Annotated in this window: 13 protein-coding genes and 1 pseudogene; 11 read left to right on the top strand and 3 right to left on the bottom strand. The window is 65.0% G+C overall.

The annotated features are described in order from the left end of the window. The 3 genes from IPP90_23105 to IPP90_23095 form a co-directional block, all read right to left on the bottom strand. Positions 1-1,150 (bottom strand): tyrosine-type recombinase/integrase (locus IPP90_23105; GenBank protein ID MBL0173524.1); only part of this gene is annotated, 1,150 nt, incomplete at its 3' end. Then, on the bottom strand, positions 1,147-1,647 hold the full coding sequence (locus tag IPP90_23100) for a helix-turn-helix domain-containing protein (GenBank protein ID MBL0173523.1): 501 nt from the start codon (positions 1,645-1,647) through the stop codon (positions 1,147-1,149). The genes IPP90_23100 and IPP90_23105, both read right to left, overlap by 4 nt. Positions 1,648-2,250: 603 nt before the next feature. Then, positions 2,251-3,126: a hypothetical protein gene (locus IPP90_23095; protein ID MBL0173522.1), complete on the bottom strand. Its 876-nt coding sequence runs from the start codon at positions 3,124-3,126 to the stop codon at positions 2,251-2,253. 353 nt (positions 3,127-3,479) lie between these two features. Here IPP90_23095 and IPP90_23090 point away from each other — a divergent pair, with 353 nt between their 5' ends. From IPP90_23090 to IPP90_23040, 11 genes and pseudogenes are all read left to right on the top strand, one after another. Further along, positions 3,480-4,766, top strand: coding sequence for a PDZ domain-containing protein (locus IPP90_23090; GenBank protein MBL0173521.1), 1,287 nt, complete (start codon positions 3,480-3,482; stop codon positions 4,764-4,766). 291 nt (positions 4,767-5,057) lie between these two features. Beyond that, entirely contained in the window at positions 5,058-5,543 is a 486-nt protein-coding gene (locus IPP90_23085; GenBank protein MBL0173520.1) for a hypothetical protein, read from the top strand. 69 nt (positions 5,544-5,612) lie between these two features. Next, positions 5,613-6,629 carry a hypothetical protein gene (locus tag IPP90_23080; GenBank protein ID MBL0173519.1) on the top strand — a complete coding sequence of 339 codons (1,017 nt, stop codon included), beginning with the start codon at positions 5,613-5,615 and terminating at the stop codon, positions 6,627-6,629. After that, complete coding sequence (locus tag IPP90_23075) at positions 6,515-7,684, top strand: hypothetical protein (GenBank protein ID MBL0173518.1); 1,170 nt, start codon at positions 6,515-6,517, stop codon at positions 7,682-7,684. Before IPP90_23080 ends, IPP90_23075 begins: the two co-directional genes overlap by 115 nt. A gap of 755 nt (positions 7,685-8,439) precedes the next feature. Next, a complete protein-coding gene (locus IPP90_23070; GenBank protein MBL0173517.1) occupies positions 8,440-8,619 on the top strand; it encodes a hypothetical protein in 180 nt (59 codons plus the stop codon). Positions 8,620-9,133: 514 nt separating this feature from the next. Further along, positions 9,134-10,049: pseudogene (locus IPP90_23065) on the top strand (cysteine synthase family protein). Between the two features lie 14 nt (positions 10,050-10,063). Then, positions 10,064-10,324, top strand: a complete 261-nt coding sequence (locus IPP90_23060) for a hypothetical protein (GenBank protein MBL0173516.1) — start codon at positions 10,064-10,066, stop codon at positions 10,322-10,324. Further along, a complete protein-coding gene (locus IPP90_23055; GenBank protein MBL0173515.1) occupies positions 10,318-10,728 on the top strand; it encodes a hypothetical protein in 411 nt (136 codons plus the stop codon). Before IPP90_23060 ends, IPP90_23055 begins: the two co-directional genes overlap by 7 nt. Before the next feature lie 251 nt (positions 10,729-10,979). After that, positions 10,980-11,123: a hypothetical protein gene (locus IPP90_23050; GenBank protein MBL0173514.1), complete on the top strand. Its 144-nt coding sequence runs from the start codon at positions 10,980-10,982 to the stop codon at positions 11,121-11,123. 25 nt (positions 11,124-11,148) lie between these two features. Next, on the top strand, positions 11,149-11,427 hold the full coding sequence (gene rmuC, locus IPP90_23045) for a DNA recombination protein RmuC (protein MBL0173513.1): 279 nt from the start codon (positions 11,149-11,151) through the stop codon (positions 11,425-11,427). Positions 11,428-12,287: 860 nt separating this feature from the next. Beyond that, positions 12,288-12,884, top strand: a complete 597-nt coding sequence (locus IPP90_23040; protein MBL0173512.1) for a hypothetical protein — start codon at positions 12,288-12,290, stop codon at positions 12,882-12,884. The last annotated feature ends 911 nt before the right edge of the window (positions 12,885-13,795 follow it).

Below are 13,795 nucleotides of genomic sequence, written 5' to 3'. Positions count from 1 at the left end.
GACCCGCGCGACGCAATACCCGGTCAAACTGCTTCGCGAAGCTGTGACGCATCTTCTCGTTGCCCTCCGCGTCGAGAATCGGAAAGAGCAAGCCCTCGGTCCGCCCGCTCTCCGCCAAAAAGCGCTGGAGCGTGGCACGCAGGCCTGGCCACATGTCCACCCGTCGCGCGTGCGACTTCCGCTTCAGCTTGCGATACCTGTTCTCCCGGATGTGAACGGTACCGTTCACGAAGTCGATGTCGCGCACCAGGAGACCGAGCAGCTCCTCGTGTCGCATACCGGTATACAGAAAGAGCGAGACGACCATCTCCAAGATGGGTTCGACGGTGCCGTGGATGTGCGCCAGTCCCGCGGCGAGAAAGAGACCTTGTAACTCGCACTTCACCACACGAGCGCTTGCATGGTCGCCGGCGTCGCGGAACGCACGTTGCTGACGCTGCAGTTCGCGGATCTGGCGCGCCACGCGCGCCTCGTGATCCATTTCCGTGGCCGCGTCGAGCAAACGCGCGCACTCGTCCCGCTCCAGAAACTCGATGCGCGGCTCGGGTGCTGCAGGCTTGGCGCGGCATTTCAGTGCGGTATTCTTGCCGATGTGCCCCAGTTCGACCGCACGCTCCAGAAGGTTCGACAACGCGTGTACATCATTGCGCACGGTGGCGTCGCTCAGCAGCGTTCCCGGGGATCTCCCCGGCTTCTTGCGGCGCTGATCGATGTACTCTTGGATGCGCAGCGCCGTGATGTCACTCAGCTCGCAATTTCCAAGAAATCTGAACCACAGACGGAGGCACGTCTCGTCGTGACGCAGCGTTCCGGCCGACGATTTCTTTTCACCCGCCTTTCGTCGCAGGTGCTCCTCGATGAAGGGGCCAAAGCGGGGCGCGAGAGGCGTGGGTGCCGCCGTGCGGGGACCCGCTTCAGCGAGCTCCATCAGGCTGTGCTGGCGCCTGGCGAAAAGCGCCGTGGCGACCGACCGGTCCCTGGTGGCGTGGTGTTCACTGTCCGGCACGAGGGCGCACTGCTTGCCGCCCCACGCAGCGAACGCACGAAAGTCGGCGTAGAAGGCGCCGCCCGGCGCCTTCTGGTAGACGCCACAGCGATTGGCGCGCGCAATGACGGCTGGCGAGAACTTGGTAGCGGCTTTGGTGCTCATGCGGCGACCCTCCACGCGGCGAACCGCGAGGTGTCGAACGGCTCGATCTCCGTTGGCCGCGCAGCACCCCCACCCGCCACCGGGTCGGTCGGCGGCGTGGTCAGCGCGAGCACGGCCTGCAAAGGTATCCGCCAGCCGGCCCGACCAAGATTGATGGCACCAGGGAATCGTCCCTCGCGGCACCACTGGCTCACGGTGTCATCGGCCAGCACGAGCAACGTGCTGACTTCCCGGCTCGTCAGCACGAGCACGGAGAGCACCCGCTGCGCGAGGTCGCGCTGAAGGTCCTCGTGCGCCTTGGCGGAGAGCCCGCACAGCGCGGCCGTGTCGTCGAGATTCGACTTCAGCCGCTGGACGACGTCGTCGAATACGTCGCGACGGGCCGCGGCGGACGGCGTGGTCGGCGTGGTCGGCGTGGGGAGGGGGATGGGCGCCGGCGCTGGCGTGGCGGGGGTCGAGCGGCGGCGGTTCGGGCAGTGTGACGAGCGATAGGTCATGGCGCGAGGGGCTCAGGAAACGTCCGGGACCCAGGGGGTCCGAGCCCGCGAGTCGGGCTCTCCGCGCAGCCTCCGGTAGCTTTTTGGCGCGCCACAACGCCGTTTGCCCCTCTTTGTTCGGCATTACTTCGGTAAATGTGGAAAAAATGGCCCTCAATAAGACCTTTCCCGCGTGGAACAGCCTGCCCGGCCTAATGCGCGCGCGTCAGCGGCGGCGCCGGACGCTCGCTCGACGTACTCTTCAATAGAAGGAGGTCACCGTCTGCCTCGTCGCGCAGCGAGACCGGGGGTGCCTCGCCGGGATCGCGGTAACAGAACCGGTAACAAGCGGTACCAGAAATAGCCTCTTTTGCCGGTCAAGCCGTTTTTCTTTGGTGTTGTAAATCAACGACTTACGAGCGTTCGACATGCCGGGGAGAGGTCTGCAAATCTCCCACCGTCGGTTCGATTCCGACCGGCGCCTCTGAAAGAGAAGTACCGAGTACCGAGTACCGAGTACCAGGTACTTGGTACTTGGTACTCGGTACTTGGTACTGGTCCCTAGAACAACCAACGCCCCGACCTCATCGGTCGGGGCGTTGGTGCGTTGCGGGCAGGGGTTTATCAGTACCAGCGGAGGTCAAAATCGTAGTCGCCGTAGCCGGCGCGGCGGTCGACCACCCGAACGATCGCCGTGAAGTCGTTGGACCGGTTCGGCCGCTGGACCACGACTACGTCGCCCCGGCCGCGCGAGACGTTGAGGTCGAGCGAGACCGGTCGTCGCGGCAGTCCGTTGCCGCGGACGTCATACCGGACGTTGCGAAGCACTTGCCCGCTCCGGGTGCGGTATTCGATGCGACGGCCTTGGATCCGGATATCAACCACGTCGTCGACCGCGCCGCGCCACGCCACGCTGCCGGCGTCGCGCCCGTAGCCGCCGCGAGTGTCCCAGCCGCCATTGCCACGCCCGTTGTTGCTGCGGTCGTCCCGGTCATCACGATCCCGATTTCTGTCGCGATTTCCGGCACGGTCATCGTCCTGATTGCCATCCCGATTGCCATCCCGGTTGCCGTCGCGATTGCCGTTACGGTCGTCCTCGGCATAGCCCATGGCCTGCCACGCGACCACCACCTGATAATCGTCACTTCCCGACCGCGGGTCCATCACCCGCACAATGGCCGTGTAGTCGTTGCGCGCGGACGGGTGCTGTACGATGTCCACGGACCCTCGTCCGTCCGCCAGATGAACGTCCACATCGCCACCTTCTCGAGGCAGTTCGTCTCGAACGTCCAATCGAGGCGCGAACGAGGCATCCAGGCCGCCGGCGCGCGTTTCGACATTGCGTCCCCGAACCACAATCAGCACTTCGCGGTCGATGCGGCCGTTCCAGGTGAACAGGGTGCGCGCACTCGGTGGCAATGCCGAGGACGATGATGCCGATGTGGCGAGGAACGCGAGGGCGGCGGGCGCGGCATAAAGGGTCCGACGAATCACTGACATGGTGCCTCCTGATCCAGCGCTTGGTGTGTATCCCGCAGCCATCGCGGGCAGTCGACAAGGCATGGAGCATCAGCAGTGCCATTGCGAAGTGGCCAACCAACGCGGGTCATTTTCGGCTTCAAGTCGTTAACGTTGATACAGTTAAACGAATCTCAAAGACAGCGTTCAGACAGGCTGGCGTCTCCAGGTGTGGACACTCGTGCGTATGCCGCGCAGGACGCTGGCACCAAGGCTGATCGGAATACGTGCCGTTGATCGGGATCACCAGGGCAGTTGATCGGTACCACAGCCACCGCACATGTCGACATCACCTGACTCCAACCCTCAGAAAGCGCTCGGTTACCCTGCTCCGGGTGGCTGGTGCGACGGTGGGCATCGCGCTTCTGGCGGCGGTGTTCGCCGTGGGTGCGCGATATGGTGCCGATCGTGTACGCGCCCGCGACGAATGGATTGGCGGACAATTGCTGTCGACCGCCATTGATTCGGTGCGAGCGAACGCATTGGACTCGCTGCCCAGCGAGGAGCTGATTCGGCGCGCTGTCTCGGGGATGCTGCGCGAGCTGCACGATCCGTACGCCGCGCTGCTCCGGCCGGAAGGGTACAAGAGCTATCGCGGCGCATTGCTGGGTGAGAGTCAGGGGATGGGCATGTCGCTGCGTCTGCAGGGAGCGCTGCTGAGTGTGCGACGTGTAGTGCGAGGATCTCCGGCCGCCACAGCCGGTGTCCGGCGAGGCGATCGTGTGCTGGAATGGAATGGCGTTCCCATAACCGATTCGCGTCTTCGTGCCGGTGCCGACAGCAGTCGCGTGCAGGGCAATCACACCGAACTGCTGCTCTGGCGCGCACCACTCGGCGACTCCATTCGTGTCACGGTGCATCGCGCCACCTGGCATTCGCCGGCGGTCACCGAGGCGGGACTCCTGTCTGATTCCGTGGGCTACGTGCGACTGGCGTCGATCACGCAGCACGCCACGGCGGAGTTGGAGGGCGCGGTGACTGCATTGACCAGACGCGGTGCGCGATCGCTGGTGCTGGATTTGCGAGGCAACGGTGGCGGGCTGTTCGAAGAGGGCGTGAACGCCGCCGCGCTATTCCTGCCCCCGAACGTGATTGTCGCGTCGTTGGCGGGACGCGGAGGGTCCAAGCCGCAGGTGTATCGGGCGCACGGTTCGCGATGGCCCACCATGCCGCTGACGGTGCTGGTGGACGCCGGGACGGCCAGCGCCGCCGAGGTGATTGCCGCCGCCCTTCGTGAGCACGATCGGGCGCTGCTGGTGGGTGCACCGACGTATGGCAAGGGTGTGGTGCAGCGGGTCGTGCGTTTGTCGCCAGAGTTGTCGTTGCGGTTGACGACGGCGCGATGGCTCACGCCGACCGGGCGCACCCTGGAACGGCGACAGGGCACGGGATCCGCGGCAACTGGCGGCATGCAGCCGGATGTTTTGCTCGACGATGCCGCATGGCGGGATCCGTCGGGTGTTCCACGCGATTGGCCGTCGACAACGATTGGTTCGTTGGTGGCGGCGGCGGATCTGGTGGCCATGACCGGCCTGCGAGAGAAGGGTGGGCGACCACGTCGGTGGCGACGCTCGAGTCACGCCTACGGCAGCAGTTGTCCGCGCAGATTCCGCGCCGCCTGAGCGCCGAGGTGGGTTCGGCGCGCTGGGTTGGTGTCGCCACGCGATTGGCAACGGTGCGCATGCTCGAGGTTCACGGATGGACGAGGCGCTGTTGCGGTATGCCATGCGCGAAGACGTGGCCATGCATGCAGGATTGGATGTGCTGGCCCCGGGAATTGACGCGACACGGTGATTCCAACGGAACTGCCGCACGCGCCCCGCACGCGCTGACACCGTGGGGAGCCGCACAGAGGCAAGGATCCATGCGAAGGGGAATTGCCATCGCGGGATTGGCGATTCTGGAGCGGCACGATGCGCGACGCGGGTGCGCAGCCGTCGCCGCGTCGGTCGGGCAACAATCCGGCGGCACTCTCGGCGCTGGATACGTGGCTGGTGAGCCGATATCGACGGGTTCAGCTGTTGCCCGACTCGTTGACAGGACGCATGCCACTGGGCGAAGAACCGTCTTCGCGAGTGGAGTCCGCAGGAGACGCCGCGACGGCCGATACGTTATTCGCCATTCAATTCCGAACCCGTCGTGAGATGTCGTCGCTGCGTGCGGGCGCACGGGTACGGCTGACCGGTCCTTCAGGAACCATTACGACGGTGTCCGCTGTTGTCATTGCCCGTCGGCCCTTTCGTGCCCCGCGTCGTCCGGGTGCCGATACATCTGCTGATGGCTGGCGATACGGATGGGCCTATCTCGCGCTCGTGGGTCGTCAACACGCCGCAACGTCAGCCTCGGTCTACCGCGGATGGTCGCTGCTGGTCGCCTCCGATTCCTCTCCGCTACCGTGAGCGAAGGTTAGCTTGCTCCCCGTGAAATGTCCTTCGCGGTGTTCCGGATATTTGGCGGTCGTGGCGTGCATGATCTGGTCGATCATGATGCCCGGTCAGTCGAACGCGCAGCGCAACGCGCCGACCTCACGCGAGCCATGGAACGACGCGGGCGCGGATTCGCTGATCGAGCGGGCAACGCAGCGTCGCAGTCTCCAACTGGCCGACAGCACGCTGCTGAGCTATCACGCCGATGCGCACGGATTCCTGGCGTTTCTGGCGCAGTTGGGCGAAGGGGTGATCATCCCGCCGAAAGTGGTGCAAAGCGAAGAACTGGCGCTCACCATTTCGTGGTGGCAACCGAATCGCAGTGCGCAGCAGCTGGTCGGACGGCGCGACACGACATTGTTGCCCGCCAATGTCGGCTATTACCGCGACCGCTACGGCGTGATTCTCGACAACTTGCCCGATCGCATTCGTCTGGGTGATGGGCAGGACGTGAGGGACGTGCCGCACCCCCTGGCAGCCAGCGCGCGGTCGTTGTACGAGTTTCAGCGCGCGAGTCCGGTGCGCATGCGCATCCCGGGGCGCGAGATTGTGGTGGACGAAGTGCGTTTCCGCCCGCGGGACGGAACTACAGCCGCGGCGATCGGCTCGGTGTTTCTCGATCGTGAAACGGCTGCGGTGGTTCGACTGTCGATGACCTTCACGCCTGCGGCGCTTCTGGACAAGCGTATCGAGACGTTGGTGGTGACGCTGGAGAACGGCCTGGTGCGCGAGCGTTACTGGTTGCCGCGTCGACAGGATGTGGAGGTGTCGCGCGGCTCGACGATTATGGACATTCCCGTGCGTGGCATCGTGCGTGGTCGTTGGGAAGTGTCCCACTATGATGTCAACGAACGCATCCTGGCCGCGACGCAAGCCCTGCCGCGGTGGAGTTCGGTGTCGCCGGATCTGTTGCGCCGCTATCCGTTCACCGATCGCGTGGTGACGTGTTGCCGCCTGAAATTCAGGTGGCCACCAGCGAAGACGTCGTCCGCGCGCGCGTGCAGGCGGAAGCCGCCGTGCGTGCGGCCATGCTGGCTCGGCCTGCACGCACGGCCGTGACCGGTCGAGGCATCAGCGATGCGGCCCGCTTCACGCGCGCTGAGGGCTTGTCGTTGGGGGTTGGTCTGTCACGTCGGTGGGGTGCGGGCTGGCTGCTGTCCGCGCGCGGCCGCTACGGCATTGACGACAAACAGATGAAGGGCCAACTGGCCCTCGGTCGGGCACCGGCGTTTGGACGGGTACCGCTGCTGCAACTGTTCGCCGAGCGCGACGTGCGCGACCTGGCCGTTCCGGAGCGCGGCGGCGTCACGAACTCGTTGGCCGCGCTGGCGTTCGGAAGCGATTACACCCAGCAGGTGGATATGCGGGCGGCGGGCCTGGCGTTCCGCCGCTCACCGCTTGATCCGTTCACACTGCGTGTGGCGTACGAGACGGACGCACCGGTCACACTCACGGCTCATGCGTGGAGCGGACATTTTGAACCCGTGGTGCCGGCCTGGCGGCTGCGCGGCGTGCGTGCGGAACTGCGCGGCACCGGCGGTTGGATTCCGGGCGACGCGCATCAGACGCGTGGACTGTGGTCGCTGAGCGCATCGATTGGCGGTTACGCGGGCACGGGAATCGGCAACCAACCGGTCGCGCCTCGCGTGGCACGGGCGCAGGGACAGTTGCTGGTGCAACGTCCGCTCGCGCATGATCGCGCCATCGTGTCGCTGACGCAGGGTGGTGTGGCCGGAGGCCGAGACCTTGCCCCGCAGTGGTTGGTGTTTCCGGGTGGTCCGTGGTCGGCGCCAGGGTACGACGCCGGGTCGTTTGCGACGCGCGGATATGTCTCGCAGCGGCTCGAAGTGCGGCAACCCGTTCGGGGGCCCACCATTCCATTGGGCCGTTACGGCAAGGCGCCGGGGCATATTACCCTGGCACCGTACGGGCAAGTGACGGCGACAGCCAGCGGTATTCCAGGTGTGTCATCACGCGAGTCCGGCGTGTGGCCTTCCGCCTGGTTTGCGCTGTTCTTCTTCGACCTGCTGCGGATTGATGTGGCGCGCGGATTGCGCAACGGCGCCTGGCGATTTGCTATTGATATCGATCGCGGCTTCTGGGGGATCCTCTGACGTCGCACTACGACAAGGCGTACTTCGACAAGTGGTATCGCCATCCGCAACATCGCGTGAAGTCACCGCCCGAACTGCGTCGGCAAGGGAGTTTGTCCTGCGCATGGCCGAATGGGTGCCGGGGTCGACCGGTGCGCAGTGTGCTGGACGTGGGATGCGGCGAGGGCAGTGGCGACCACAATTGGCGCGATTGCGTCCAACGGTGCACTATGACGGCGTGGACCCGAGCGCGTACGCGGTGACGCGATACGGGCGCGACGCGGACTGCAGTTGGGTGGCATCGAGGATCTGGATGCACCGCCGTTGCGCCCGCAGTACGATCTGGTGGTGTTGTGGCATGCCCAACTATCTCTCGTCGCGCACGCTGCGACGAGGATTGGCAACTGTCTCGTCGCACGGGCGGCGCGGCTCACCTGGAACTCTTCACGCGCACGGACGCGTTTGAAGGGGATACCAACTGGCCCCGGCCGCAGGCTGCCGCTTGGTATCGGCGGGTCATCCGGAACGCGGACTTGCAAGCATCGGCATGCACGGGTACGTGCCGACGTCGCGCGCGACCGTGTCGACCACTAGGCGACTGTGACACCATGACTGATTCACGCTGGTCCGCATTTGTCGATCGTCTGGCGGCGGAACGCCGGTGTCCGGCACCGAACGCCCGATTCGAGCGCTGGCCGAGGAGTTTATTCAGCGCGCACTGGCCCTGTTGTTCCCGCAGTTTGCCGGCGTTGACGCTGAATGCGGCTTGAACGTCCGTGCGGGATGCGGTGCGGGTGGAGCAGGTGTTGGCAATGGCCATTGGCCCGCTGGTGCCCGACGCGGCGCGCATCGTCCGGGCGTTCCTGGAACGCCCGCCCGCGGTGGACGACCTGCTGCGCACGGATGCGCAGGCGATTCACGCCGGCGATCCGGCCGCCGAGAGTCTCGACGAGTGATACTCGCGTATCCGGGTTTCTGGCCACGGCGGTCCATCGATTGGCGCACGAGCTATATGTCCTGAAAGTGCCATTGGCGCCGCGCCTGCTGTCGGAATGGGCTCACCGGGAAACAGGTATCGACATCCATCCCGGGCGCAGATTGGCGCCTCGTTTGCCATCGATCACGGGACGGGTATCGTGATCGGGGAAACCAGCGTGATCGGCGAGCGCGTGAAGATCTATCAGGTGTCCTCGGTGCGCTGGCGGTCAGCAAGCATCTGGCCAACCGCAAGCGACATCCGACCGTCGAGAATGATGCGGTCATCTACGCCAACGCGACGATTCTGGGCGGAAATACCGTGGTTGGTGAAGGGTCCATCATCGGCGGCAACGTCTGGTTGACGGCGTCCGTTCCGCCGCGCTCGGTCACAGTTCAACAGCACCGTAGCCCGCCGCCCGACCGACGACGGCCCCGAGTTTCATATCTGGATCGCCACTGCGGTATCCACCGCCTTTCCTCGGAGCCATCCCAATGCGTGCCAATACGATTCTCGAGACCATCGGTCGCACACCACACGTCCGATTGCAGCGCCTTTTCGACCCGCGGGTGGAAGTGTGGATGAAGCTCGAACGGGCCAATCCGGGGGGCAGCATCAAGGACCGCATTGCGCTGGCGATGATTGAAGACGCCGAACAGCGTGGCCTGCTGACCGGGGACAGCGTGATCATCGAGCCGACGTCCGGGAATACCGGCATTGGTTTGGCGATGGTGGCCCGCGGTGAAGGGGCAGCGATTGGTGCTGGTGATGCCCGAGTCGATGTCGATTGAGCGTCGCCGCATCAGCGGCAGCCTACGGCGCCGCGTTCGACCTGACGCCGCGAGCTGGGGATGAAAGGGTGCATCGAACGAGCGAACGTGCTGTTCGCGCAGACTCCCCGGTGCCTGGATGCTGCAGCAGTTCGACAATCCCGCAAACATCCGTGCCCATGCCACCACGACGGCGCGGGGAAATCGTGGACGATTTTCCGGAAGGGATCGACTACCTGATTACCGGAGTCGGTACGGATTGCCATTTCACCGCGTCCTCCGAAGTGCTCAAACAGCACTTTCCGTCCATGCCGACTCTTGCGGTGGAACCGGTGAAGTCACCAATCATCAGGGGCACTCGGTCCGCACCGCATTCCTAGGACATCGGTCCGAACTTCATCCTAACCAACCTGCATCGGGACACTTTAAACGGGACCATTCAGGTTTCCGAAGAGGACGCCTTTCTGTATACCGCAACGTGCGGTACGTAGAGGAGGCATTTTCATCACATCTCCAGTGGTGCGTCGTTGGCCGCTGTCGGGCAGCAGGCATTGCCGGACATGCCTCCCGGTGCGCGTGATGACTTTCTGTTACGACACCGGCGAGCGGTACCTCCATTGATGGCCTGTTCCCCGTTTGAACCATTCTCGCGACATGGCGATCGGATTGCGGACGCAGAATAGAGGTTTGGCCGTCACGGGGGCGATGCTGCTGGCGATAGCCCTTACAGCCTGCCGCGCCGTTGCACAGTCAGCGGTGACGCCGCCAGCGCTCACCGGAGCGGCGGTGACGCGGGCCGACCTCGGTGCCGCGTACCTGCGACTGGACAAGGCGTACGCCGCGGCATCGCTTGATGACAGCACTCGTCGCACCATCAACCAGCAGTGTGTTCCGGCGGCGCGAATGGCGTGCTGATTCCGCTGGGCATCGTGGCACCTGCCGCCGCCGCAACATCGGGGACTCCGGTGCCGGTGCTCATTGCGCTGCATGGTGCCGGTGGTGACGAGAACATGTTTATCGATGCCCAGTGGACAGGGCGTCATTGCGACCCTGGCCCTGGCCGCGCAACACCATCGGGTATCGCTTACCACGTCCGTTCGGCGTATCACCGGCAATTTCGACAGCCTGATGGCGGTGAAGCGATCGGAGTATCGCGTGAACAGGCGCGCGGTACGTGCTGGGGCACTCGATTGGAGCCGGGGTTGCCGCCCGATTGGCAACAGCGACCCCAGCAGATCACCGCCGTCGCTTGCCTTGCGGGTGGCTCGGCGGTGGGGCGGTCGAATGCCCCGCCCATCATGTTCATCAGTCGCGCTTGATCCCATCGCACCGCCGCGAATCGTGGAGGCCGCAGCGAACGGCACGCCGACCGCACGTACCGGGTGCTGGGGCGAACGAAGGTCACACGTTGATGGTCGGGAACGGCGTTGCGGATGGCGCTTCCGTGGTTGGGGCACATCGGCCGTGAAGCCGAAGGGCGCGGTAGGAATGGTGGATCCGCGTGGACCCGTCGTGGACACGGATGTTGGCATGGTGATGCTGGCATTGATCGTCGGCGTCAGCGGCGTTGGTGCGCTCTGACCAAGCGTCAGCAGCGACGCATGCTGGCGGGCGAAAGTCGCGCGCGCGCCTCGAGACCGACGCCATTGCGCGCGGACATAAGCTTTCGGTGCGCGAGGCACTGGTGCGGCAGGAAGTGGAAGCGCAAGCCTGACCGGACGCCCACGGCAACGGCCGACTTGCTCAAACCCATTCCGCGAGACGCTTTCGTTCCGTACGACGAACAGCTGGCACGGAATGGCGCAGCGCAGGCACATGCGACCGGCGTCATCGGGGAACGACTCGACGCCGTCCCTTGGTCAGCGAGTCGCTGCGCGGTGGAGACACAACGGCTTTCGCAGGCCCTGCGTGCGCCGACCGTCCGCGGCCAGTGGGGCGAGTTGCAGCTCCGGCGTGTCTTTAGAACTCGCGGGCATGTTGGCTATTGTGATTTCGGGCCGCAGGTCAGTGCGCAATGACGACGGTGTGCAACGGCCGATCTGGTCGTTGCCTGCCAGGCGGCGAGCGGCTGGGTGGTGGACGCCGGGGCGCCTCGCGGCGTACCTCGAGCATCGGCCGCGTCGGATGATCGCGTGCGGCGCGACTTATCTCACCGCGCACGCCGCTAACTCCGCATGTGCAGCGCCTCGCGGCGAAGCAGTGCTGGGCGCAATTTGCCCGAATCACCGGAATTCGTGGTGCTGTTCCTTCCCCGGCGAAGCGTTCTTTTCTGCCGCGCTCGAGGCGGATCCGTCGCTGCTGGAAGCGGCATTGAGTGAACGGGTGCTGCTGGCGACCCCACCACGCTGATTGCGCTGCTCAAGGGAGCGGCCTACGGCGGCGCCGGAACGCGTCACCGCCGATGCCGCGCAGGTGATCGCCCCGGGCCAGGAGTTGCGGCAACCTCTCGGCGTTCGACGAGCAGCTGGGAGAGATCGGCAGGGGATTGCAGCGCGCGGTCATGGCGGCAAATCGCGCGGTCCGGCAGCCGAGAGCCGCGTGCTGGTGAGCGCCCCAAACTGTAGCCGACCTGCGGAAGGCGGGCCGCCGCTGGAGACACCGCCGCTGGTGGAAACAGCCGTTCGGGATCAATCCGTGAAGCCGATGCGAACCGTGCAGTCCAACCGCATAGTCGTGCGCCGGGAACGTCACGGCTCATCGTCTCCCGTGGTCGTCGAAACGACGGACGGTTTGTGGCGGTTCGCCAAGCTGCCGGCGCGGCGCAGGTATCCCGGCGCTCATTGCGGAACTCATCGTGGCCGAATTGGCCGACTGGCTCTCGCTGGCCGTTCCCGCTCGCGCGCCATGGTGACGCCGCCACCACGCGTGCCGTCGGCGGATGTCAAGCGATGAGTTGCGTGACCTGCTGGACGCCAGCGTCGGCGTCAATGTGGGGTTCGAGCTTCTGGAGGCGGCGCGCAAATCTCACGACCCGAGTACGAACGCGTCCCGCCTCGAGGTGGCGGCGTCGGTGCTCTGGTTGGACGTGCTGGTGCAGAATCTCGATCGGTCGCCGTCGAATCCCAATATCATGTGCGTCGTGGCATGCTGGCTGATTGATCACGGCGCGGCGCTGCCATTTCACCACGACTGGAGTGCCGTGCGCGGCAGCATCGCTCCCTACGACATCGCGGGGCATGTGTTCGGCTGGGCCGACCGTGTTGTCAGCCGCACACGAAATGCTGATGCCGCGGTGTGCGCGCGCCGACATCGACGTGGTCCCTGCAGTGGTGCCGGAGACGTTGCTGGTGGTCTTCGGCGGCGACGTGGCGCGGCGCCGCGCGATGTACGTGTCCCCCATCTCCGGAAGCGTCTGCACTGGATGGCCGCGACGCTCGACACGCCTGACGACGCGTTGGGCGGTTACAGAACGCCGCTGTCGCTGCAACGATCCCAGCAAGTCGTCGATCGCCTTCCGGTCCGCGTCTTCCAGTGACTCGGCGCCGTGGGTAATAAACGGATGCGCTGCAGAATATCGGACAGCTTCCAGGCAGAGTTCCTCAGGATGTTGCCGATCCTTTTCAACCCGCAACAGATATGCCCGAGGAGGATGGTCTCGAACGGCATCGTGTCATCTTCGCCGTCGTCGTCCTCACCGTCCATCGCATCAGGTCGTCATCATCGTCATCGTCGTCGTCGGCCATCGCCTCGTAGGCGGGCACTTGGCCTTCCATGGTTCCGACGCGTGCGCGTCCGCCTCGAGTGAAGTGCGCGGGCACCAGGGCGAACGAGCCGACACTGCAGCCCCGGCGCCTCCTCGAAAGCAAAGAGGCAGGCCGCACGGGGACGTCGAACCGATGCAAGTCCACCAGCCGTGCAAGGTATCTTCAGGCGCCGAGTCTTGCGCGCCACCAGACGACCATCGATGTAGGCGGCCGAAACGCGGACGACTCCGGCGCGCGCACATCGTAAGTTGCGTGACCGTGAGGTTCACGGGCTCGCGCGTGGTCGCGAACACAGCCGGGCGCTATTCGTGACCGACGACGAGTCGGAGAACTCGTCGTCGGCACGTGGTCTGGATACTCGAAAGTTGCGTCGGACGACATGACGGAATGCAGGCGAGTAGGATTGGTGCGCTGACCGCATCGATGGGTGCGCGAAACTACTGTACAGGGGGTAAACCGGGTCAGGCGCCCAGGGCGACGGTCATGTTTCTGACATCGGTTCGGTCGAATACATCACCCAACCAGATGATGACCGTACAGTTCCGGGGCTTAACAAAGCAGAATGCCCCCAGGAATGTCGCCGGCAACGTCAGCGCCCATCCCTCCAGGCCACGCACGCCCCAGATAGACGGATGAGGGAGTCCCAGACCAACGGGAACACCAATGCCACCGCAGCCACCAG

The sequence above is a fragment of the Gemmatimonadaceae bacterium genome, from assembly GCA_016720905.1.
Lineage (GTDB): Bacteria > Gemmatimonadota > Gemmatimonadetes > Gemmatimonadales > Gemmatimonadaceae > Gemmatimonas.
The sequence above is the reverse complement of the archived record's forward strand: the minus strand, read 5'-3'. Positions and strand labels throughout refer to the sequence as shown.

What these genes read in the sequence shown, in the direction of transcription:
- IPP90_23085 (MBL0173520.1), top strand. Translation starts at nt 5,058, where the DNA reads ATGCGCGACGCGGGTGCGCAGCCGTCGCCGCGTCGGTCGGGCAACAAT.
- IPP90_23100 (MBL0173523.1), bottom strand. Translation starts at nt 1,647, where the DNA reads ATGACCTATCGCTCGTCACACTGCCCGAACCGCCGCCGCTCGACCCCC.
- IPP90_23060 (MBL0173516.1), top strand. Translation starts at nt 10,064, where the DNA reads ATGGCGATCGGATTGCGGACGCAGAATAGAGGTTTGGCCGTCACGGGG.
- IPP90_23095 (MBL0173522.1), bottom strand. Translation starts at nt 3,126, where the DNA reads ATGTCAGTGATTCGTCGGACCCTTTATGCCGCGCCCGCCGCCCTCGCG.
- IPP90_23080 (MBL0173519.1), top strand. Translation starts at nt 5,613, where the DNA reads ATGATCTGGTCGATCATGATGCCCGGTCAGTCGAACGCGCAGCGCAAC.
- IPP90_23040 (MBL0173512.1), top strand. Translation starts at nt 12,288, where the DNA reads ATGTCAAGCGATGAGTTGCGTGACCTGCTGGACGCCAGCGTCGGCGTC.